This is a genomic window from Thermobacillus sp. (genome assembly GCF_003390775.1).
GTDB lineage: Bacteria > Bacillota > Bacilli > Paenibacillales > Paenibacillaceae > Thermobacillus > Thermobacillus xylanilyticus.
In genome coordinates this window covers 1-19,145 of record NZ_QEWA01000021.1, presented here as the reverse complement: position 1 = coordinate 19,145, position 19,145 = coordinate 1, and the positions used below count along the sequence as shown (strand labels likewise).

General features: G+C 58.2%; 21 protein-coding genes and 2 pseudogenes. 10 read left to right on the top strand and 13 right to left on the bottom strand.

What is annotated here, in order from left to right:
- Positions 1-59 precede the first annotated feature (59 nt).
- The 8 genes from C6W55_RS01450 to C6W55_RS01415 form a co-directional block, all read right to left on the bottom strand.
- Positions 60-521: a hypothetical protein gene (locus tag C6W55_RS01450; RefSeq protein ID WP_052835845.1), complete on the bottom strand. Its 462-nt coding sequence runs from the start codon at positions 519-521 to the stop codon at positions 60-62.
- A gap of 522 nt (positions 522-1,043) precedes the next feature.
- Positions 1,044-1,703, bottom strand: a complete 660-nt coding sequence (gene phoU / locus C6W55_RS01445; RefSeq protein WP_015254250.1) for a phosphate signaling complex protein PhoU — start codon at positions 1,701-1,703, stop codon at positions 1,044-1,046.
- A gap of 34 nt (positions 1,704-1,737) precedes the next feature.
- Positions 1,738-2,526: a phosphate ABC transporter ATP-binding protein PstB gene (pstB, locus tag C6W55_RS01440; protein WP_052835844.1), complete on the bottom strand. Its 789-nt coding sequence runs from the start codon at positions 2,524-2,526 to the stop codon at positions 1,738-1,740.
- A gap of 36 nt (positions 2,527-2,562) precedes the next feature.
- Positions 2,563-3,438: a phosphate ABC transporter permease PstA gene (pstA, locus tag C6W55_RS01435; protein WP_286891053.1), complete on the bottom strand. Its 876-nt coding sequence runs from the start codon at positions 3,436-3,438 to the stop codon at positions 2,563-2,565.
- Positions 3,439-3,440: 2 nt separating this feature from the next.
- Positions 3,441-4,304, bottom strand: a complete 864-nt coding sequence (gene pstC, locus C6W55_RS01430; protein WP_041854244.1) for a phosphate ABC transporter permease subunit PstC — start codon at positions 4,302-4,304, stop codon at positions 3,441-3,443.
- A 223-nt stretch (positions 4,305-4,527) separates the two neighbouring features.
- Positions 4,528-5,586 (bottom strand): PstS family phosphate ABC transporter substrate-binding protein, encoded by a 1,059-nt coding sequence (locus C6W55_RS01425; protein WP_286891052.1) that lies wholly within the window; start codon positions 5,584-5,586, stop codon positions 4,528-4,530.
- A gap of 201 nt (positions 5,587-5,787) precedes the next feature.
- Positions 5,788-6,351, bottom strand: a complete 564-nt coding sequence (locus C6W55_RS01420; RefSeq protein ID WP_286891051.1) for a stalk domain-containing protein — start codon at positions 6,349-6,351, stop codon at positions 5,788-5,790.
- A gap of 40 nt (positions 6,352-6,391) precedes the next feature.
- A complete protein-coding gene (locus C6W55_RS01415) occupies positions 6,392-7,552 on the bottom strand; it encodes a methyl-accepting chemotaxis protein (protein ID WP_286891119.1) in 1,161 nt (386 codons plus the stop codon).
- 232 nt (positions 7,553-7,784) lie between these two features.
- Between C6W55_RS01415 and C6W55_RS01410 the strand changes: the two genes are divergently transcribed.
- The 4 genes from C6W55_RS01410 (at position 7,785) to C6W55_RS01395 (ending at position 9,513) form a co-directional block, all read left to right on the top strand.
- Complete coding sequence (locus C6W55_RS01410) at positions 7,785-8,435, top strand: hypothetical protein (RefSeq protein ID WP_286891050.1); 651 nt, start codon at positions 7,785-7,787, stop codon at positions 8,433-8,435.
- Complete coding sequence (locus C6W55_RS01405; protein ID WP_286891049.1) at positions 8,428-8,958, top strand: accessory gene regulator ArgB-like protein; 531 nt, start codon at positions 8,428-8,430, stop codon at positions 8,956-8,958. The genes C6W55_RS01410 and C6W55_RS01405 overlap by 8 nt, the downstream gene beginning before the upstream one ends.
- Positions 8,955-9,074 (top strand): cyclic lactone autoinducer peptide, encoded by a 120-nt coding sequence (locus tag C6W55_RS01400; protein WP_286891047.1) that lies wholly within the window; start codon positions 8,955-8,957, stop codon positions 9,072-9,074. Before C6W55_RS01405 ends, C6W55_RS01400 begins: the two co-directional genes overlap by 4 nt.
- Before the next feature lie 76 nt (positions 9,075-9,150).
- The gene (locus C6W55_RS01395; protein WP_286891045.1) at positions 9,151-9,513 is read left to right on the top strand and encodes a LytTR family transcriptional regulator DNA-binding domain-containing protein; all 363 of its coding nucleotides are present in this window, start codon (positions 9,151-9,153) and stop codon (positions 9,511-9,513) included.
- Positions 9,514-9,657: 144 nt separating this feature from the next.
- Here C6W55_RS01395 and C6W55_RS01390 read toward each other — a convergent pair whose 3' ends face one another.
- The 4 genes from C6W55_RS01390 to xylA all read right to left on the bottom strand — a co-directional run bounded on the left by C6W55_RS01390 (position 9,658) and on the right by xylA (position 14,277).
- Complete coding sequence (locus C6W55_RS01390; RefSeq protein WP_286891043.1) at positions 9,658-10,320, bottom strand: HAD family hydrolase; 663 nt, start codon at positions 10,318-10,320, stop codon at positions 9,658-9,660.
- Positions 10,320-11,321, bottom strand: a complete 1,002-nt coding sequence (locus tag C6W55_RS01385) for an aldose 1-epimerase (protein WP_286891042.1) — start codon at positions 11,319-11,321, stop codon at positions 10,320-10,322. Before C6W55_RS01385 ends, C6W55_RS01390 begins: the two co-directional genes overlap by 1 nt.
- Before the next feature lie 30 nt (positions 11,322-11,351).
- Complete coding sequence (xylB, locus tag C6W55_RS01380; protein WP_213484112.1) at positions 11,352-12,848, bottom strand: xylulokinase; 1,497 nt, start codon at positions 12,846-12,848, stop codon at positions 11,352-11,354.
- 115 nt (positions 12,849-12,963) lie between these two features.
- A complete protein-coding gene (xylA, locus tag C6W55_RS01375) occupies positions 12,964-14,277 on the bottom strand; it encodes a xylose isomerase (RefSeq protein WP_015254235.1) in 1,314 nt (437 codons plus the stop codon).
- A 272-nt stretch (positions 14,278-14,549) separates the two neighbouring features.
- Between xylA and C6W55_RS01370 the strand changes: the two genes are divergently transcribed.
- From C6W55_RS01370 to C6W55_RS01355, 4 genes are read left to right on the top strand one after another with little or no spacing between them, the layout of a single operon-like run.
- Positions 14,550-14,969 (top strand): DUF2249 domain-containing protein, encoded by a 420-nt coding sequence (locus C6W55_RS01370; protein ID WP_286891038.1) that lies wholly within the window; start codon positions 14,550-14,552, stop codon positions 14,967-14,969.
- The gene (locus C6W55_RS01365) at positions 14,891-15,493 is read left to right on the top strand and encodes a DUF2249 domain-containing protein (RefSeq protein ID WP_286891036.1); all 603 of its coding nucleotides are present in this window, start codon (positions 14,891-14,893) and stop codon (positions 15,491-15,493) included. Before C6W55_RS01370 ends, C6W55_RS01365 begins: the two co-directional genes overlap by 79 nt.
- Positions 15,494-15,506: 13 nt before the next feature.
- Positions 15,507-16,736 carry a heme-copper oxidase family protein gene (locus C6W55_RS01360; protein ID WP_286891034.1) on the top strand — a complete coding sequence of 410 codons (1,230 nt, stop codon included), beginning with the start codon at positions 15,507-15,509 and terminating at the stop codon, positions 16,734-16,736.
- Between the two features lie 27 nt (positions 16,737-16,763).
- Positions 16,764-17,069, top strand: coding sequence for a metal-sulfur cluster assembly factor (locus C6W55_RS01355; RefSeq protein ID WP_286891032.1), 306 nt, complete (start codon positions 16,764-16,766; stop codon positions 17,067-17,069).
- 72 nt (positions 17,070-17,141) lie between these two features.
- Here the strand turns inward: C6W55_RS01355 and C6W55_RS01350 are convergent, their stop codons facing one another.
- On the bottom strand, positions 17,142-17,432 hold the full coding sequence (locus tag C6W55_RS01350; protein WP_286891030.1) for a CGCGG family putative rSAM-modified RiPP protein: 291 nt from the start codon (positions 17,430-17,432) through the stop codon (positions 17,142-17,144).
- Between the two features lie 392 nt (positions 17,433-17,824).
- Here C6W55_RS01350 and C6W55_RS01345 point away from each other — a divergent pair.
- Both C6W55_RS01345 and C6W55_RS01340 read left to right on the top strand, forming a co-directional pair.
- Positions 17,825-18,256: pseudogene (locus C6W55_RS01345) on the top strand (M56 family metallopeptidase); the annotation flags it as partial.
- Between the two features lie 776 nt (positions 18,257-19,032).
- Positions 19,033-19,145 (top strand): annotated as a pseudogene (locus tag C6W55_RS01340) (IS5/IS1182 family transposase); the annotation flags it as partial.

Here is a 19,145-nt window from a genome sequence, read left to right as displayed (position 1 = left end):
GGATGGCGCCCGCGAAATGCAAAATCGCCGCTCTCCCGGTCGGAAAGCGGCGCAAGCGGCTATTCGATCTTAGGTTTTACGGCCATGATCCTGAGTCTCTTGTAGTCGATGTGCCAGGCTCCGTCCCTGAACAATGCGGGGCGCGTTTCGGGCTCGATCCGTCTGATTGCGTCCTCTTTTTCCCTGTCCGTCAGCCCTTCGAAAAAGAAATCCGCAAACCCCGCCATCCACACCCTCAGCCCGTTCTCGCCGTCCTTCATGCGGGTGGGGCGGTCGAAATGGGCGGCATATACCACCCGGAAACCTTGCCGCTCCAGCAGCGTGCTGTACTCGGCGATGCTCGGGAAATACCAGGGATTCAGCGGCGAGACATCCCTCCCGTACTCCCGCCCGAGCACCCGGATGATCGCCCGGACCACGGTCCCGACATTGTCTTTGCCGCCGAACTCGGCGACAAATCTTCCGCCCGGCTTGAGCGCATCCCAGACGCACCGGATGACCCGCCGGGTCTCGTCATCCAATGCAGGGCGGCGTTCGAGAACACCGCGTCCACTTGAGGCTCCAGGGAAAGCTCAGACTCATCCGAAAGCGACCGCTAACGGAACCACGTACCGTTAAAGGCTCGTCCGAGTGCAGCATCGTACCGGCTGACGGAACGTCATTCCGTTACAAGCCGGTGTGCAGACGTTCAATTTCCCGAAATCGTTTAATAGCGGAACCACGTTCCGCTATTATCGCTCCCGCGAGCCGTCAATGCCCGTTAACGGAACGTCGTTCCGTTAAAGACCAGAGCAGCGAAGCTTACGGCAAACCAAGAAGGCACAGGTTCGTCAGAAATGGTCTCATGCGGCACCCCGATCCCGTCCAGAAAGCTTACGCTGAATGCTTTCGGAACTCAGAGGCGTTATTTGCCCGGGAATCCGCATGATGGTTGTCGCAACGGAACCAAGAAGCGTTATTCGGTTCCAAACGGGTCGAATACTTTCGACGGCGGCAAAATAAGATCGCTCAGTCTGTTGAAGTTTCGAGGGCGGGCGTTATGGCTACAGGTTCAAATCCGGGCGCTTGTTCGTCACCAGATAGACGACCGATTCGCCGATGTTCGTGGCATGGTCGGCGATCCGCTCGAGGTAGCGGCCGACGAAGCTGAGCAGCATCGCCTGCGACGAGTCTCGCGCGCTGGCCGGCTGCAGGGCGAACAATTCTTGCAGCACACTGCTGTAGATGGCGTCGACCGCATCGTCGTCGCGGGCCATTTTGTACGCGAGGTCGACATTCTCCTGCAGGAACGACCGGATCGATTCCCGGGTCATCGTCTGCACGAGCTCCGCCATCTTCGGCAGATCGACCAGCGGCTTGATCAGTTCCCGGCCTTCCAGGCGCAGCACGGCCTTGGCGATGTCGACCGCGAGATCCCCCATCCGCTCCAGATCGTTCGAAATGCGGAAGGCGACGAGAATGCGCCGCAGATCCTTGGCGACCGGCTGCTGCGTCGCGATCAGCCGCGTGCCGAGCTCGACGATCCGCTCCTCCAGCCGGTTGAGTTCGGGATCCTCCGCCACCACCTTCCGGGCGCCGTCTCCGTCGATCGCCTGCAGCGCCCGCATCGACGCTTCGATCGCCTTCTCCACGCGCCCGCCCATCTCGACCAGCAATTGCTTCAGCTCGTTCAACCCTTCATCGAACTCTACACGCCTGATCACTTTTTCCTCCGGCTCCTCTCCGCATGCCGGTCCGTCAGCCGAACCGGCCGCTGATATAGTCTTCCGTCCGGCTGTCGGACGGACCCGCGAATAACTGCTCCGTATCCGCGCTTTCGACGACTTCGCCGTTCAGGAAGAAGACGGTCTGATTCGAGACGCGCGCCGCCTGGTGCATGTTGTGCGTCACCATCACGATCGTATAGCGGTCCTTGAGCTGCTGCACCAGTTCCTCGATCTTCAGCGTCGAGATCGGGTCCAGCGCGGACGTGGCTTCGTCCATGAGCAGAATGTCCGGCTCGACCGCGAGCGCCCGGGCGATGCAGAGCCGCTGCTGCTGGCCGCCCGAGAGGCTGAGCGCGGACCGCTTCAGATGATCCTTCACTTCGTCCCAGAGCGCGGCGGCTTTCAGGCTCGACTCGACGATCTCGTCCAGGCGGCTTTTCTTCCGGATGCCGTGCAGCCGCGGGCCGTAGGCGACGTTGTCGTAGATCGATTTCGGGAACGGGTTCGGCTGCTGGAACACCATGCCGACCTTCTTGCGCAGCGTCTCGACATCGACTTCCGGCGAATAGATATCCGTCCCGGCGATCGCGATCCGCCCTTCGATCCGCGTGCCCGGAATGAGGTCGTTCATCCGGTTGAGCGAGCGGAGCAGGGTCGACTTGCCGCAGCCGGACGGACCGATGAAGGCGGTGACCGCCCGCTCCGGGATGTCAAGCGATACGTTCTTCAGCGCGTGGAAATCGCCGTAGTACAGATTGAGCCGGTCGATCTCGATCAGCGTCCGCGCCGTCCGGGCCGGCGTAGCGGCGGATGCGGGCATTGGCATGGAAATGGACATGGGCGTTCCTCCGGATCGTCAGGATATCTTCGAGAACTTGTTCCGCAGCAGAATCGCCGCGAAGTTCATGAGCAGCAGCATGGCGAGCAGCACGATGATGCCGGCGGCGGCCAGTTCGTGGAACTCGGGCTGCGGCCTCGACAGCCAGTTGTAGATCTGGATCGGCATGACGGTGAACTGATCCAGCATGTGCTTCGGCAGAAACGCGACGTAGGTGAGCGCGCCAATCATGATGAGCGGCGCGGTCTCGCCGATCGCGCGCGACATCGCGAGGATGACGCCCGTCAGAATGCCGGGCAGCGCCGACGGCAGCACCGCCCGCGACACCGTCTGCCACCGGTTCGCGCCGAGGGCGTAAGAGGCGTCGCGGCGCGACTTCGGCACGGCGCGGAGCGCTTCTTGCGCGGAGACGATGATGATCGGCAGCACAAGAATCGTCATCGTGAGCGCGCCGGCGAGCAGGCTCCGCTGCAGCATGAGCAAGCGGACGAACAGGGTCAGGCCGAGAATGCCGTAGACGATCGACGGGACGCCCGCCAGCGTGCTGATGTTGAGCTGGATCAGCCGGGTGAACCGGTTCTTTCCCGCGTATTCCTCCAGCCAGATGGCGGCGCCGACGCCGAGGACGAAACTGATCGGCAGCATGATGCACAGCATGTACATCGAACCGACGATGGCGGACTTCATGCCGGCGCGTTCGGCGCGGCGGGACGGAAAGTTCTCGAACAGCCCGGGCTGCAGCCTGCTGATCCCGTCGATCATGATGTCGATCAGGAGCGCGCACAGGGCGATGACGCCGACGGACGTCGCCGCGGCGAACAGCAGATGGAGGCAAAAATCGATTTTCCGGCGGCGGGCGATCTGATGGCGGTTTCCGCCTTGCAGCAGGTTCATGATCAATACTCCTCCCGGAATTTCCTGGCGACATATTGCGCAATACTATTCAGCAGGAACGTGATAATGAACAGCGCCATCCCGACGGCGAAAATGCTGCCGTATTCAATCGACCCGCGCTGTGTGTCGCCCAGGCTGACCTGCACGATATAAGCCGTCATCGTCTGGATGCTTTCGAGCGGATTGAAAGTCAGATTCGGCGTCGCGCCCGCCGCCACCGTCACGATCATCGTCTCGCCGACCGCCCGGGAGAACGCGAGCACGAACGAGGCGACGATGCCCGACAACGCGGCGGGCAGCACGATCTTCAGCGCCGACTCGAACTTCGTGGCGCCGAGCGCGTATGCGCCGTCGCGCAGGCTCTTCGGCACGGCGTTCATCGCGTCCTCGCTGAGCGACGTCACCATCGGGATGATCATGATCCCGACGACGATGCCGGCGCTCAAGGCATTGAAAATCCCGGTCTCCGGAAAAATCGCCCGCACGATCGGCGTCATGAAGCTGAGGGCGAAATAACCGTAGACGATCGTCGGAACGCCCGCGAGCACTTCCAGAATCGGCTTGATGATGTTCCGCACCCTGCGCGGCGCATATTCGCTGAGATATACCGCGCTGGCAAGCCCGATCGGCATCGCGACGACGCAGGCGATGATCGTAATGAGCAGCGTGCCGGCGAGCAGCGGCAGAATGCCGAACGCCCGCGGCTCGAACAGCGGCGACCACCGCGTGCCGGTCAGAAATTCAACAATCGGGACTTCGCGGAAAAACAGCACCGTCTCCGACACCAGCGTATAGACGATGCCGACGGTCGTGATGATCGAGACCGAAGCGCACAGCATAAGCAGCACGGGCATCAGCCGGTTCATGACGGATTTGCGTTCGTTCTTGAATGAATAGGCGCCGGCGGCGCGGACGGTCTCCGGCTTCTGCTTCAGCGGTTCGACGGCCCCGCCGGTCTGCAGCCACTCGCCGTTCATGCGGCGACCCCTCCCTGTCTTAACGATTCGTTAACAATATCGCCGAGAAAAATGTGATGCCGTGAAGCGACATCACATGATTCTCCCGGTATTCGGCGAGCAGACGCATCCGTCAGACTTTGATCTTGGCCGCTTCTTCCGCGTATTTCTCGTCCGGCAGCGGGACATAGCCGACTTCCTTCGCCATGCCGCCGATGTTCTCGATGTAGAAGCGGACGAAATCTTTCACTTCCGGACGTTCTTCCAGCGCCTTGTTGCTGACGTAGATGTACAGCGGGCGGGACAGCGGCGAGTAGGAGCCGTCCTTGATCGTGTCGAGCGTCGGCTCGATCGGACCGTTGCCGCCGTCGATCGGCACGACTTTCAGTTTGTCGGTGTTCTCTTCATAGTAGGCGAAGCCGAAGTAGCCGATGCCGCCTTTGTTGCCGGCGACGCCTTGCACCAGCGTGTTGTCGTCTTCGCTGAAGCTGATCTGGCCGTCGCTCCGGATGCCCGCTTTTTCCAGGATGACTTCGTTGAAGTAATCGTAGGTGCCGGAATCGGCGCCCGGCGAGAACATTTTGATTTCCTCCGCCGGCCAGCCTTCGCGGACGTCCGCCCAGGTCTTCACCGTGCTGCCTTGGGCGAAGATTTTGTTCAGTTCTTCCACCGTCAGATAGTCGACCCAATCGTTGTCCTTGCTGACGACGACCGACAGACCGTCATACGCCACGCTCAGTTCCGTGTACGCGATGCCGGCTTCGCTGCACGCTTGCGCTTCCGAGTCCTTGATCGGCCGGGATGCGTCGGCAATCGGGATTTCGCCGGCGCAGAACCGCTCGAAGCCGCCGCCCGTTCCGGATACGCCGACCGTCACGCGGACATCCGGCTGCTCCGCTGCGTATTCTTCTGCCGCGGCTTCCGTCAACGGATAGACCGTGCTGGAACCGTCAATTTCGATCGAACCGGACAATTTCTGCGCCGCGGATTCCGCCCCGCCGTTGTTTTGTCCGCCGTTCGATTCATTCGCCTGCGCATTGGTCGACTGGTTCGCATTGTTTGAACCCCCGGCCCCGCTCGTCGTACCCCCGTTGCTCTCATTGCTCTCGCCGCTTCCGCTTCCGCATGCCGCCGCGAATACCATCACGGCCGCGATGAGCAGCGGCAGGAAGCCCTTGCGCATCTTCGACATTCTCGGACCACTCCTTGTACATTGTCTGTATGATGGCTTTCACCGACCATGCTACCGGGCAAGTGTTAATTCGAAACGCCGACTTTGTAAAATGTGTGTTAAAACTGAGATCAAAATTTGATGAAACAAAAACCGATGACGGCTTGCGTCATCGGCATATCGAGTTTATCCGCTAGTCAAAGAGCTTCTCTCCGTCCTTGCTTAGGTGTTCTCCTTGAACGTCACAAACACTTGCAAGTGGACACCTTTGCCTTCTGAAATCGCGTCCGTACCCTGGATCCCCGGAAAACTCAACTTTTCCCGCCATTCATCGCGTTCTTCATCCGGAAATCTGTCGGCGTATATATTGAAAATATAGGCCAATACCGCCGCATGGATCTCCGTCTTTCCTTGCGACATTCGGATCCATTCCTTGGGCAGTACGATTTTGGTGTCTGTGCTTTCGATTTCCTGATTCGAGAAATTAAGCACCAGCGATTTTCCGTCATTGACCACTTCGGCAATTTTGCTTTTGTTGTCCCATCTGATCTCACTGACCCGTGAAGCAAACAGGTCCCTGATGGGAATGTACGCTCCTTCGCAGGTGAACTCCTCCAACGTATTTCCTTGACCGATCTTCAATGAGGTGTAGGGTCTTTCCGGAGAACTGGCATTTTTGGCCCTGTCCAGCAAGGTTTCTCCCTCAATGGCCGCATCTGAAACGAAAGTTCCTGTAAGAAGCAGCAAAATAGTCAACACACACGAGAGCATGAGTTTCTTTTCCACGCAAATTCACACCTCACATCTCCAGATGTGGTAGATTTTTTTATTTAAACGCTGCCACAGCGGAATTCGTTTCGCCAGGCCGACCAATCTCATCGGAACTGCGGAACCCGTCTGCCAGCTCTCGGATTTCCGCCGCCACTCGTCCGGCCATCTCGCAGGCAGCCTGCGCCTTCGCGTTGATCTCCCGGGCCGTGCCGTGATTGTCCGCCGCCGCGGCGAAGATCCGCTCGAATGCTTCGCCCGCCCGTCCGATCGCCGATCGGCTGCTCTCGGATACGCGGATGCCCGCCATGAATTGCTCCGCCGTCTCCTGCACGGAAGCGCGGATGGCGCCGATCATCTCCGCGATTTCGCCGGCCGACCGCTTCGTCTCTGCGGCGAGCATCCGGATCTCGTCCGCCACGACGCCGAATCCGCGGCCGTGCCCGCCCGCCCGGGCCGCTTCGATCGACGCGTTCACGGCGAGCAGATTGCACTGGTCTGCCAGCCGCTTGATCAGCGCGGTCACGCTGTCGATCGCTTCCGCCCTCTGCTGAAGCTCGGCGATCCGTTCCCGCTGAACGGCCATCCGTTCGGCCAATGCGTCGAACGCCCGGTCGGCGTCGACCAGCGCTTCTCTGCCCGTCCGGGTAAGTTCCGACATCGATTGCGACAGCGCTTCGCCGTGCATGCCCGCCTGTTGCACTTTGGTTACAGCGCCGTCGATGTCCGCCATCAGCCGTTCCATCCGGCGGATGATCCGCTGCTTCGCAACAGCGGCCTGCTGCTGATGCAGCTTCGACAGGCCGAGCAGATCGGCGACGGTCAGGATGCCGGCCAGCCTCGCTCCGTCAACGACAATGACACAGTCATACAAGGAGGATTCCGCGCGGCCGAGCGCCAGGTCCAGCAGTTCCTGCAGCGGCATCGCCGCATCGGCGACGATCGGGCGGTCGTCCATCAACCGCGAAATCGGCTTGTCGCTGTACAGGCTGGCGCCGAACCGGCTGCCAAGCCTCCGGATCAGCTTGTCCCGCATGACCAGCCCGCAAGGCACGCGCTCATCCTCGCACACAACGATGCATTCCGAATCGGCATGCCGCTCGAACAGGCGCATGACCTGTTCGCATGTCATCTGCGGATCGGCGACGACGGCACATCGGATGAATGCTCTCAGATCGATCGCATGCCCCGCGTCCGCGTCAAGTTTTTGGTCCATCATGGTCAACACCGTGGTTCCCCCTTTTTCTTTCCGGGATTTCCCACGGCCCAGCATAGCCAAACAAAATTAAATCCGATGACGCGATTCGTCATCGGAATGTAAAAGGTCGGTCCGGAGCGACGGCAAAAAAAATCGTTATTAAATGTTGGAAAAAAGAAGGATTTGTCGCGCGCTCTGGCGAAATATGTTAATCCATTCATACATGACGTATTGAGTTGCAAGGAGCGTCAAGATGGACGTCCAGGATGTTTTGCTCTTTCTCTTCTTCTCGTCGCTCGAATGGCTGGCCTTGATGGTTCTTACGTTTGCCATATTCAAGTTTCAGCTCCCGGGGTATTGGGGAAGGCTGTTGTTGTCATCTTTCATGCTTTCGTTGCTGTCCCATACGATTTTGATTACGTTGGATTTGGTTGCTTACGGGCCCCTGATACAGATGCCCATTTTGTTCTTCTACTTTTGGCAAATCTTTCGGATTCCGATTTTTTACGCAGGTTTGATGGTTGTAAACGGATATTTATTGTACTCATTGATTCAGGCCGTCATTCTTGTTGTGTATCAAATTATCGGATTTACCATCGCACCTAATGAGCCAACTGCATTTATAGCTCAAACGATTACAGCCGGCATCACCTTTTTGATGGCCTGGTTATTGATCCGGACAAATTGGGGCTTTACTTTTGTTCCTGATACAGATCGCGTCAAGATGCAATGGAACAAACGAAATATTCGTCTGCTCGTGATGAGCATAGTAGGATATGTCGCACTGTCTATTTATTATATCTCTTTCTTTTGGGGATATACTCCATTTATTGGTTTAGTGCTGGGAACGATTGTATATATCGTTCTTCAATATTTGGTTTTCGAGAGGGAATATTATGGTTGAAGCGCTGGCGGAAAGCTTGGCAACGAAAATCAAACAAGCCAATCCGAATCAAACCGCAAGCGTTCCCGTAATGAAATTTGCACTAATCATCGTCATCAATTTCACGATCCCGGTTGTTGCATCTCTTGCATTCGGCGCAGTGACGGGCAAATGGCTTGAGACATTGACGGCGATGATCTTTTTTGTCGCTTTGCGAATGATTTCGGGCGGTTATCATTTCGAGTCGCCCATTCCCTGCATGTCGATGACCTTCATTATTATCGCCGTCCCGCCGCATATTTCACTGTCCGAGAAATGGACTTGGTTTTTGACCGTTACCGCACTGGTCTTGGTCGCTTTGCTGGCTCCTGCCAACATGAAAGGCTACAATACGATACCCGAAAAGTACTATCCGCTGTTGAAAATAGGTTCTGCTCTAATCGTATCAAGCAATTTCTTATTCCTTTCGGGAACAGCAGCCATCGTGCTGGCTGTTCAAGGGATATCCCTGTTATTCCGCAACAAGGAGGTGAACCCGACATGAAGCAAGTTGCTGCCAAGCTGCTGTCCGGCGTATTGAACGGCATTGCCGGGCTGTTTGTGAAGACGGCTTCACCTGTACTTTATCGTCCCGAGATCCCGGAAGAGCTGAAAAAGTAACCGCCGCGCATCAAGGGCTGCCGATGGGAGCTCACATCGGACAGCCCTTGGTCGCCGGTTATGGAGTTGAATTCCCATGCGTTTCCCGGTTACCAGAGACCCCGGCAATTTCTCTGAAGTGATCGATCTCGACTTGCGCGATGTCGACTATATTGAAACGCACCCCTCTGGTTATGTCGTGTTTCACGTCAAGGACGAGGTGTTTTATCCCGTCGTTCCCAAACTGTCCGTCCTGGAAATGCATCTGGAAGAATTGGGATTTCTCCGGCTGGATCGCACGAACCTGAGCAACATCGGGAAAATCCGTCATTTTGATGAAGAGCGGTCGCTCGTTTTTTTTAGCGATAACGCAACAAAATCAAGCAAATTTTCCACGGTATCATCCAGAATGAAAAAAATACTCAGGGATCGCCTTGCCGGAAAAAAAGGAAAAACATGAGCCGCCTCCTGCTTGGATGCGGCTGTTGATTTATAAATGTAACCAAGCGAAACGATCGACCAGGGAGTTCGATACCTGATCGATCGTTTTGATTAGCACACGGCGCAGCCTCAATGATGCGGCTCGCGCAACGTTGCAACTCCACTATTCAGCTGGGGCCACCAAGTCCGCCAACTCGCCGAGCCGGTCGAGTCGAATGTCGGGCACGACGCCGCGCTCCGGCAGATCGATACTCGCGCGGTATGCGGCGAACGCGACGCCCGCGCCGGCAGCCGCGGCGCCGTCGATCCACGAGTCCCCCACGGCAAGCCATTGCGAAGGCGGCACATGGGGAAACCGCGCAAGCACGGCGCGGACGCCTTCGGGAGACGGTTTCAGCCGCGGCACCGATTCGCGGCCCGCCACCAGGTCGAAATAATGCCGGATGCCGGTCTTGCCGAGCGCTTGCTCGGCGGCGGCCTCGGCGTTGTTCGTCAGCACCGCGAGCAGCAGGCCGCGTCCGCGAAGCCGCTCCAGCGTCTCCCGCGCGCCCGGCTCCAGCTCGGCGCCGCGCATGCCCTCCGCTTCATGCCGGGCGCAGATCGCCCAGACCTGATCCAGCGCGCCGCCGGCGAGCCCGCGCTCCGTCGCGGCTTGAATGAGCGAAGCCGTCGTGCCGCCTTCCGCCTCGTCCTCCGCAAGGTACCCTTCGCGGACGAGCCAGGCGCCGACTTCTCCGCGCATCGCCGCATAGTCGATCCGGGACGCAAGCAGCGTGTTGTCCATGTCGAACAGAATCGCCCGGACACGCAGCCGCGCCTTCGGCATCAGGCCTTCTCCAGGACGTACAGCCGCGACGTCTCCTCCCAGATTTCGCCCGGCGCGAGGCTGAACAGGCCGATCTCTTCAGCCGGAAGATCGGTGTTCGGCGCGTTCACGAGGTTGACCTGCGGCTCCGGACAGAAGAACCCTTCGCGGGCGCCATTGTTCCAGATCATCCACTGTTTCCAGGACGTGCCGACATCGTACACCAGCGTCGTGCCGATCCGCGTGTCGGTCAGTTCCATCCGGTTGCGGCCGTTCTGCGGCGCCGCCGTATAGTGATTGTCCATCGACGCGAAGAACGGATAAACGCCGTCATGCTTCATCGCTTCTTCCTCCGGCGTGAGCGGCTGGTGCCGTCCGGTCGGCAGCATCCGTTCGCTGAGTTCCCACCGGCTGCCGATGGTCAGCTTCAGCTTATAGTCGCGCGCCGTGCTGCCCGGCGCGAACGGCGCATTGACCGTCGTATGGAAGGCGAGCAGCACCGGCATGTCGGCATCGCCCTCGTTCACCAGCGTCAACTGCTGCGCAAGCCCATGGGCGCTGAGCCCGTAGCGCAGCCGGAGCGAGAACTTGAACGGCAGATATTCGAACAGCTTGTGCCCCTTGTCCACCGTCAGCTTCACTTCAGCGAAAGCTTCTTCGTCATCCGCGCCGAAGCGGACAAGCTCCCACGCCGAAGTGTTCGCGTAGCCGTGCAGATGGTTGCCCGTCGATTCCTCGTTCACCGGCAATTGATAGACGACGCCGCGCCATTTGAGCTTGCCGTCTTCGTACCGGTTCGGCGGAATCAGCACCGGAATGCCGTGAATCAACGGGTTCGCCTTGAATGCATTCATCTCCTCCGGTCCGGGCTCGCGCAAATAGCGATGCCCCCGCTCCGTGTCGCGGAACGCGATCAGATTGCCGCCGATTTCCGGCAGCAGCGCCGCCTCGTAGGCTCCGGCGCGCAGCCATACCGCACGTTCGCCGTGAAAGTCGCCTTCCCTGGCCGAAATACCGCTCATTTCCCATCTCTCCTCTTTCGGGCCGGCCGATTACCCCCGGTAAGCGGCCAGCGCCTGATTCAGTCCCCGCGTCTGCGTGTAAATTTCCCGGTAGATGTCGAACAACCCGCGATAGGTCTCGACCGCTTCCGGATTCGGATCATAAGACGCGGCATGCTTCACGAATTTCGCCGCGCACGCGTCCAGGCTGTCGAACCAGCCGCAGCCGTATGCCGCCAGCATCGCCGCGCCGAGTCCGGGGCCTTGCTCGTTCTCCAGCGCAACGACCGTCGCACCGAAGATGTCCGCCTGCATCTGCAGCCAGACCGGGTTCTGCGCACCGCCGCCGATCGAGATGACGCGGCCCGCCGGCTTGCCCGCCTCGCGGAAAATGGCCATCGATTCGTTCAACGAGAACGTGATGCCTTCCATGACGGCCCGGGCGAAATGATCCCGCGTATGCGAACCGTCCGCGCCGATGAAGCTCGCCCGGATGACGGCGTCCGCATGCGGCGTCCGCTCGCCGACCAGGTAGGGCGTGAACAGCAGGCCGCCGGAACCCGGCTTGATATCGCCGACACCGCGGAGGAAATCGGCGAACGATTCATTCGGCGCGAACGTCTGCTTGAACCAGCTCAGCGAATAGCCGGCCGCCAGGGTCACGCCCATCGCGTAGAAGCTGTCGGCTTTGCCGTGGTTGAAGAAATGCACCTTGCCCGCATAGTCGGTGTCCCGGTTCTGTTCATAGGTCAGGATGACACCTGACGTACCGATGCTGCACATCGTCAGCCCTTCGGACAGAATGCCGGCGCCGATGGCGCCGCAGGCGTTGTCCGCGCCGCCGGCGAACACTTTCGTGCCGGCAGCAAGGCCGGTCTGATCCGCGACCTCCGGCAGCACGCCGCCGACATGATCGTGCGATTCGACAAGCGGCGGGCAGAACGATGCGGGCAGATCGAATGCGGCAAGAATTTCGGTGCTCCACTTTTTGCCCGCCACATCCAGCAGCAGCGTGCCGGCCGCATCGGAATAATCCATATGAATTTCGCCCGTAAGCCGATAGCGGACATAATCTTTCGGCAGCAGGAACCGTTTCGCCTTCGCGAACACGTCCGGCTCATGCCGCTTCACCCACAAAATTTTCGGCAGCGTAAACCCTTCAAGCGCCGGATTGCGCGCGATGCCGAGCAGATCGGGTCCCAGCACCCGCTCGATCTCGCGGCATTCGGCCGTCGTCCGCGTATCATTCCACAGAATCGCGTTCCGGACCGGCCGATTCGCTTCGTCGAGCAGCACCAGGCCGTGCATCTGGCCGGAAAAGCTGATGCCTTCGACTTCATCCGGACGCACGCCGGATGTTGAGATTAATTCGCGAAGCGCGCCGATCGTTCCTTCCACCCAGTCTTCCGGCCGCTGCTCGCTCCATCCGGTATGCTCATGGAACAGCGGATAGTTTCGCGACGCTTCCGCCCGCACTTTGCCGTCCCGATCAACCAAAAGCGCTTTCACCGCGCTCGTCCCGAGATCGATCCCGATCACACAGCTCATGTCCTCTTTCCTCCCCGAAGGAGCCCGTTCGCTCCCGTGAATTCCTTATCTGCCCGAACAGGGACGAACAGCCGGCCCTTTGCGGCCGGCTGCGTCCGATAGCCAGACAAACTCATTATACGCTGTAAATGATTTCGTTGAGTACCAGCTTGATTCGTTCCTGACGGCCCGAGCGGTTCACGATCGGCTTGTTCTGAAGCGCGTAAGCTTCGAGGCTCTTCAGCGTCGCCTTGCCTTCGACGATCTCCTTGCCGATGCCTTCGCGGAACGAAGCGTAGCGTTCTTCGATGACACTGTCCAGAACGCGTTCTTCGATGATCTTGGCCGCCGCCTTCAGACCCCATGCGAACGTGTCGACGCCCGCGATGTGCGCGAGGAACAGATCCTCCGGCTCGAACGAACCGCGGCGCACTTTCGCGTCGAAGTTGATGCCGCCGGTCTTGAAGCCGCCTGCTTTCAGGATTTCGTACATCGTCAGCGTCACGCTGTACAGATCGGTCGGGAATTCGTCGGTATCCCAGCCGAGCAGCAGGTCGCCCTGGTTCGCATCGATCGAACCGAGCATGTCGTTGATCGCCGCGACGCGGAGTTCATGCTCGAACGTATGGCCGGCGAGCGTCGCATGGTTCGCCTCAAGGTTCAGTTTGAAGTGATCTTTCAGGCCGTACTTCTGCAGGAAGGCGATTGTCGTCGCCGCATCGAAGTCGTACTGATGCTTCGTCGGCTCCTTCGGTTTCGGCTCGATCAGGAACTGCGCGTTGAAGCCGATCTCCTTCGCATATTCGATAGCCATATGATAGAAGCGCGCCAGGTTGTCCAGCTCGAGCGCCATGTCGGTGTTCAGCAGCGTCTCGTAGCCTTCGCGGCCGCCCCAGAACACGTAGTTCTCCGCCCCGAGCTCCTTGCCGACTTCAAGCATCTTCTTCACTTGCGCGGCTGCATGCGCGTAGACATCGGCATTGCAGGTCGTCGCCGCGCCGAACACGTAGCGCGGATTCGTGAACATGTTCGCCGTGTTCCAGAGCAGCTTCTTGCCCGTCGACTTCTGGAATTCCTTCAGCATGGCGACAATGGTGTCGAGGTTCTTGTGCGTCTCCTGCAGCGTGTCGCCTTCCGGCGCGATGTCGACGTCATGGAAGCAGTAGTAGTCGATGCCCGTTTTCTCCAGGAATTCGAAGTTCGCTTCGACGCGCGCCTTCGCCCGGTCCATGCCGTCAAACTTGTCCCAGCTGCGGATCGCCGTGCCGACGCCGAACGGATCCGCGCCGGTGCCCGTGAACGTGTGCCAGTACGCGACGGCGAAGCGGAGATGCTCCTCCATCGTCTTGCCGAGCACCTTCTCCTGCGGGTTGTAATGTTTGTACGCGAAGGGGTTGTCCGAGCCTTTGCCCTCGAACTGGATCTTGCCGACGTTCTCGAAATAAGCCATTGCCGACTGACGCCTCCTTGAATTGGTAATCGATGCAAATAAGTGCGGTTGTAAACGCTTCGATTATTATTATAGCTTCCCCGACTTTGTTTGTCTATTAAACAAACTAAGAATTTTATAAAAAGATTTGTGTTGCCATGCGCCGCTGCCATCCCCGGTCCGGCCGGAAAATATGCCAAAAATATGGATTTGTGACACGTCTCACAAAGTTGATCTCCCCCTTCTCCTATAATCAAAGCGCAAACCAAACTTCTGTTCGGGAGGAATGCACAATGGGACAATTTGCCGCGACGGTCAACGCCACGGAATATCCGCCGCATCTGAAGCACAGGGTCATCTTTGAAACGTTCGGCAAGCTGGCGCCGTCCGAAGCGATGCTGCTGATCAACAACCATGATCCCGTGCCGCTCCGCTTCCAGTTCGAAGCGATGTACCCCGGCCAGAAGCTGACCGAGATGGCAAACGTCGAAATCGTCGATGACAGAACGATCCGGATCAAAGCGTCCCTGGAGGACGCCTTCTTCCATGTCGCTGTACGGCAGGATGGCGGCGTTGTACGAAGAAGCGAAGAAGCGGGTATTCGTATGATTTTACGCGCGGGAGGTGGATCGGGATGGACCGCAAGGACGCCAAAGTCGTCGAGCTTGACGTCAGACCGATGCTGGAGAAGAAGCTGGAACCGTTCCAACTGATCATGGACACCGTCAAAAAGCTCGGCAAAGACGACATCTTAAAGGTTCATGCCACATTCCGGCCGACTCCCCTGTTCGGGGTCATGAAATTGAAAGGCTATGCCGGCAAAGCGGAACAGGTCGACAAGCAGCATTGGATCGCCACCTTCGTTCACAAGAGGAACAAGCACTGGCTGGACGCCGGAATTTCGGCCGAAGCGGCGGAAGACGCGGGACAGGAAGTCTCGGACGGCCTCTCGCGGGAGGACGGCCTCTCGCGGGAGGACAACCTCTCGGGAGAGGGTAGCCTGCCGCGGGAGGACGGTCCCGCCGTCATCGAACTGGACAACCGCGGGCTCGAACCGCCGCAGCCGATGGTCCGCACGCTGAACGCGCTCGTCCGGTGCCGCCCGGGCGATGAAGTCGTCATTCACAATGACCGGGTGCCCGTGTTTCTCCTCGAGGAGTTGAACCGTCTCGGCTATCCGTACGAGATCGAGGAGCAGCCGGACGGATCGGCGATCGTGAAAATCCGGAAAACGTAAGGAGGCAACCGCCGTGTCCCGTCTCCCCTTCCTGTTCATCGTCTCGGGGATGGCCGGTTTCGTGCTCTTCCACGCTGCGTCCTTGCTGTCGTTCTTCGGCTGGCTCGGAGACGGCGTGCGCGGACCTGCCGGGTGGTTCCACGCCCATCTGTTCGTGCTCGGCTGGGCGACCATGCTGGCCATGGGCGCGGTCTATCAGTTGATCAGCGTCATTCTGCAATCGAACATTTACAGCGAACGGCTCGGCTATGTCCAGTACGCGATGTTCACCATCGGCCTCGCCGGATTGCTGTACGGCTTCATTCGCGGGGAAATTTACTGGATTGCGGCCTTCGCCACAACCGGCTTCGCCGGCATTCTGCTGTTCGCGTGGAACATGGCGGTCACATTGTTCCGCGCCTCCCGGTGGGATGCGATCACGATCAGCGCGGCGGCGGTGGTTTATCTCGTGCTGACGGGACTGACCGGGATGGCGATGGGCGTCAACTTCGCGACCGGTCTGTGGGACGACATGCACAACCGTCTGTTCGGCGCCCACATCTGGCTGGGCACCGTCGGCTGGTTCGGGCTGCTCATCACCGGGTTCAGCTACAAGCTGCTGCCAATGTTTTACCTGTCGCATCATTATCCGACGGGGCTGCAGAAGGTCGTGCCGGTCCTGTGGAACGCCGGCACGATCGCCGGAGCGGCTTCCTTCCTGCTGGACGGGAGCAGCTGGTCCTTGCTGTCCGCGCTTCTGCTGGTCGCGGCCGCCGTCGTCGTCTACAATGCGCACATCGTCCAGATTCAGAAGCACCGCTTCAAACGCAGTCCGGGATCGGGCATTCAGTGGTCCGTGTATGGCAACTACACGCTCGGCGCCGCGGTCATCGCCATGCTGGCCTATGCGCTGTGGAAACCGCAGGTGCTGTACCAGACGAAATCCGTCACGCTGGCGGTCTGGGTGTATCTGGCCGGCTGGGTGTCGTTTACGATTCTGTGCTACCTGACGAAGATCGTTCCGTTTCTGTGGTGGACCTGGAAATACGGCAGCCAGGCGGGCAAACCCGGCACCCCGGTCATGTCCGATCTCTTGAGCGACAAGAAAGTAAGCGCCGGACTGGCGGCCGTGGCCGTTTCCGGTCTGCTGCCGCTCGCGGGACTGCTTTCGGATTCCCATCCGATCGTCGCTGCCGGCGGCGCGGCGCATTCCATTTTTTCCATCGCATACATGCTGTTGATCGGCCGTGTCTTCTCCCGTTAAGGATACCAACAAAGGAGGTTGGACGGAATGGAACTTCGCGAAGAAGAGGTGCGGGAAATTTTGCGGCAGGTTTATGACCCCGAGCTGGGCATCAACATCGTCGATCTCGGCCTCGTCTACGAAATCCGCGTGGAACCCGAAAGGCTCTATATCCGGATGACGCTCACGACACCCGGCTGTCCGATGCACGACACGATCGCCGGCGGAGTCAGGAGGGCGCTCATGGCCCATGCGGGGAATCGCGAAATTGAAGTCGACGTCGTCTGGGAGCCGAGATGGTCGCCGGACTTCATGTCGCGGGAGGCGAAAGAACAGCTCGGCATCATCATTTGAAAAAACAAGGCGCAGGCGAAAAGGCTCCGCCGTCCGTTTCTTCGGAGGCGAAGCCTTTTTATTGTCTCCGATTCAGCGATACACCCGCGTGACATGACCGCCGCACCCGCACTCATCGATATATCGGATTTCCCGAACCGCAAGATCCGCATCCTTCACCATCGCGGACAGCCGGGGAATGAGCCATTCTCTCGGATCACCCAGCACGCCGGGCGTGACCAGATTGACGTAATGACCCGCTTTCGTCCGTCGAATGGCGTCCATGCTTTCCGCCAGCACTTCTTCGGGATGCTCCTCGTAACAGGCATCCTCGAGATTGACGGACCAGTCCCCGTCCTTGAGCAGCGCGAGTTGCTTTTTCAATCCGTTCCCCTCGCCTTCCATTCATGTTTCTGAAAAAATTGTACCGCCGTCTGCCGGGCAATATTGTGAAGCCTGTCACAAAAAAACCGAAGTTCCATACCGCCAGCCATAAACAATCTAATTGGAAATATTAAATTTTTATGCTTGATATTTCCATTCTACATGTTGTAGTTTTAAATCGACCTACATATTGTAGTCCTAAAAAGGTTCAAAATCGCAAGATATGTGTACGTGCGTGCGATTGGCATCGTACTTTGCGGTGAAGCAATGAGAAGATGGTTCAAAGATGCCCTGTTTCCGTGGCATGACATCCTGCCCTGGCTGTGCATGGCGGAACTCTTGTCTTTACAGGTTCAGTCATTGTCCAGTATTGCAAACTGCATTTGCGCATCATGCGCACCTGCCGGCCGGCCGGCCAGGCTGAAATGCTCAATGCGTTGGAAATATGCAAACGGCAACTGGGCATCAAACGCAAAATCGCCGTGTACCTGTCGCCGAACATGACGACCCCTTTCCTCTACGGATGGGTGAGGCCTCGCATTGTATTGCCGGACATGCCATTTAACGCAAACGATTATCATTATGTTTTTCTTCATGAATTGGTGCACTACAAGCGGCGCGACCCTTGGGTCAAACTCTTGCTGCTGCTCATTAATGCCATCCATTGGTTTAATCCGTTTACATACATGGCACGCCGGGATGCAGACCGGTTCTGCGAGTTTTCCTGTGACGAAAAGGTGGTGAAACCAATGGATATGCAAGAAAAGAGGCGATATTGTGAGTTAATTCTGCGTGTGCTGTGGCAGACGGTGGATCGGAAGGACGGGTTGTACCCCGCATTCGGCGGAAGTAAAAGTGAACTGGAAAGGAGAATGACCATGATTCTCGACATGGAAGCGTCAAAAAAGAAAAAATGGGTTCGGGCGTTGGCGCTCGGAACGACTTTGACCATGGCATTGTTCGGTACATCAATTGCCTACGCTTCCGTTTCGTCCAATGATCAGCTTTTCAACAAGCTTCCGGCTGCTGATGGGTCTGAACTGGACGCACCTGTTACTGTCGTAAATTCCGACTCGGTCCCGACACTTCGAAGCCATTCAACTGTCAATGGCTTGGGAAGCAGCGACGCCATTTCAATACTTGAAAGTTCCGAAACTCAATTTTTGGCTGCAACTCCTCATAACGGCCTGCAATCCCCCAATCCGGCTGTTTCCGAATCCAATGCCGCATCCGCAGCACAACTTAGCGATGTGGAGCCGCTGGCTACCGGAAATTTGAGCCCGGGCAAGGCATACACTTTTGATAAGCAAAAGATCGGCAAAGGATCAACTGTTACCATTAATGCGTCCTGGACCCCGACCGATGCTGACTTGCAAGTCGGCCTTCTGTCCCATGCAAACAATACTGTCTATTATGTAAAGCTGTCCGGAGGCGAGGGTTCGGCTCCCCTGCAAGTCAATACGACCGGAGAATACTCGATTTACGCAGGAAACCCCTCGGATTCAACGATTAAGAGCCTATCCGAAAACCATTATAAGCAAGTAGGAAAACGGTGGAACATGTCGAATTCCTTCAAGAGAAGCACTTGGAGGAGATCGTCATGGCAAATGCACCGAAGCAACTCTTTTCGATTCCCGATGAACTGTGGGAGAAAATCCAACCTTTGCTACCGGAGGAACCGCCAAAACCGAAGGGCGGTCGTCCGCGCATGGA

Bases quoted from the DNA above. Each gene is read 5' to 3' on its own strand.
- pstB (WP_052835844.1), bottom strand. From the start codon at position 2,526: ATGCCCGCATCCGCCGCTACGCCGGCCCGGACGGCGCGGACGCTGATC.
- pstA (WP_286891053.1), bottom strand. From the start codon at position 3,438: ATGAACCTGCTGCAAGGCGGAAACCGCCATCAGATCGCCCGCCGCCGG.
- pstC (WP_041854244.1), bottom strand. From the start codon at position 4,304: ATGAACCGGCTGATGCCCGTGCTGCTTATGCTGTGCGCTTCGGTCTCG.
- C6W55_RS01425 (WP_286891052.1), bottom strand. From the start codon at position 5,586: ATGTCGAAGATGCGCAAGGGCTTCCTGCCGCTGCTCATCGCGGCCGTG.
- C6W55_RS01415 (WP_286891119.1), bottom strand. From the start codon at position 7,552: ATGATGGACCAAAAACTTGACGCGGACGCGGGGCATGCGATCGATCTG.
- C6W55_RS01410 (WP_286891050.1), top strand. From the start codon at position 7,785: ATGGACGTCCAGGATGTTTTGCTCTTTCTCTTCTTCTCGTCGCTCGAA.
- C6W55_RS01405 (WP_286891049.1), top strand. From the start codon at position 8,428: ATGGTTGAAGCGCTGGCGGAAAGCTTGGCAACGAAAATCAAACAAGCC.
- C6W55_RS01400 (WP_286891047.1), top strand. From the start codon at position 8,955: ATGAAGCAAGTTGCTGCCAAGCTGCTGTCCGGCGTATTGAACGGCATT.
- C6W55_RS01395 (WP_286891045.1), top strand. From the start codon at position 9,151: ATGCGTTTCCCGGTTACCAGAGACCCCGGCAATTTCTCTGAAGTGATC.
- C6W55_RS01390 (WP_286891043.1), bottom strand. From the start codon at position 10,320: ATGCCGAAGGCGCGGCTGCGTGTCCGGGCGATTCTGTTCGACATGGAC.
- C6W55_RS01385 (WP_286891042.1), bottom strand. From the start codon at position 11,321: ATGAGCGGTATTTCGGCCAGGGAAGGCGACTTTCACGGCGAACGTGCG.
- xylB (WP_213484112.1), bottom strand. From the start codon at position 12,848: ATGAGCTGTGTGATCGGGATCGATCTCGGGACGAGCGCGGTGAAAGCG.
- xylA (WP_015254235.1), bottom strand. From the start codon at position 14,277: ATGGCTTATTTCGAGAACGTCGGCAAGATCCAGTTCGAGGGCAAAGGC.
- C6W55_RS01370 (WP_286891038.1), top strand. From the start codon at position 14,550: ATGGGACAATTTGCCGCGACGGTCAACGCCACGGAATATCCGCCGCAT.
- C6W55_RS01365 (WP_286891036.1), top strand. From the start codon at position 14,891: ATGGACCGCAAGGACGCCAAAGTCGTCGAGCTTGACGTCAGACCGATG.
- C6W55_RS01355 (WP_286891032.1), top strand. From the start codon at position 16,764: ATGGAACTTCGCGAAGAAGAGGTGCGGGAAATTTTGCGGCAGGTTTAT.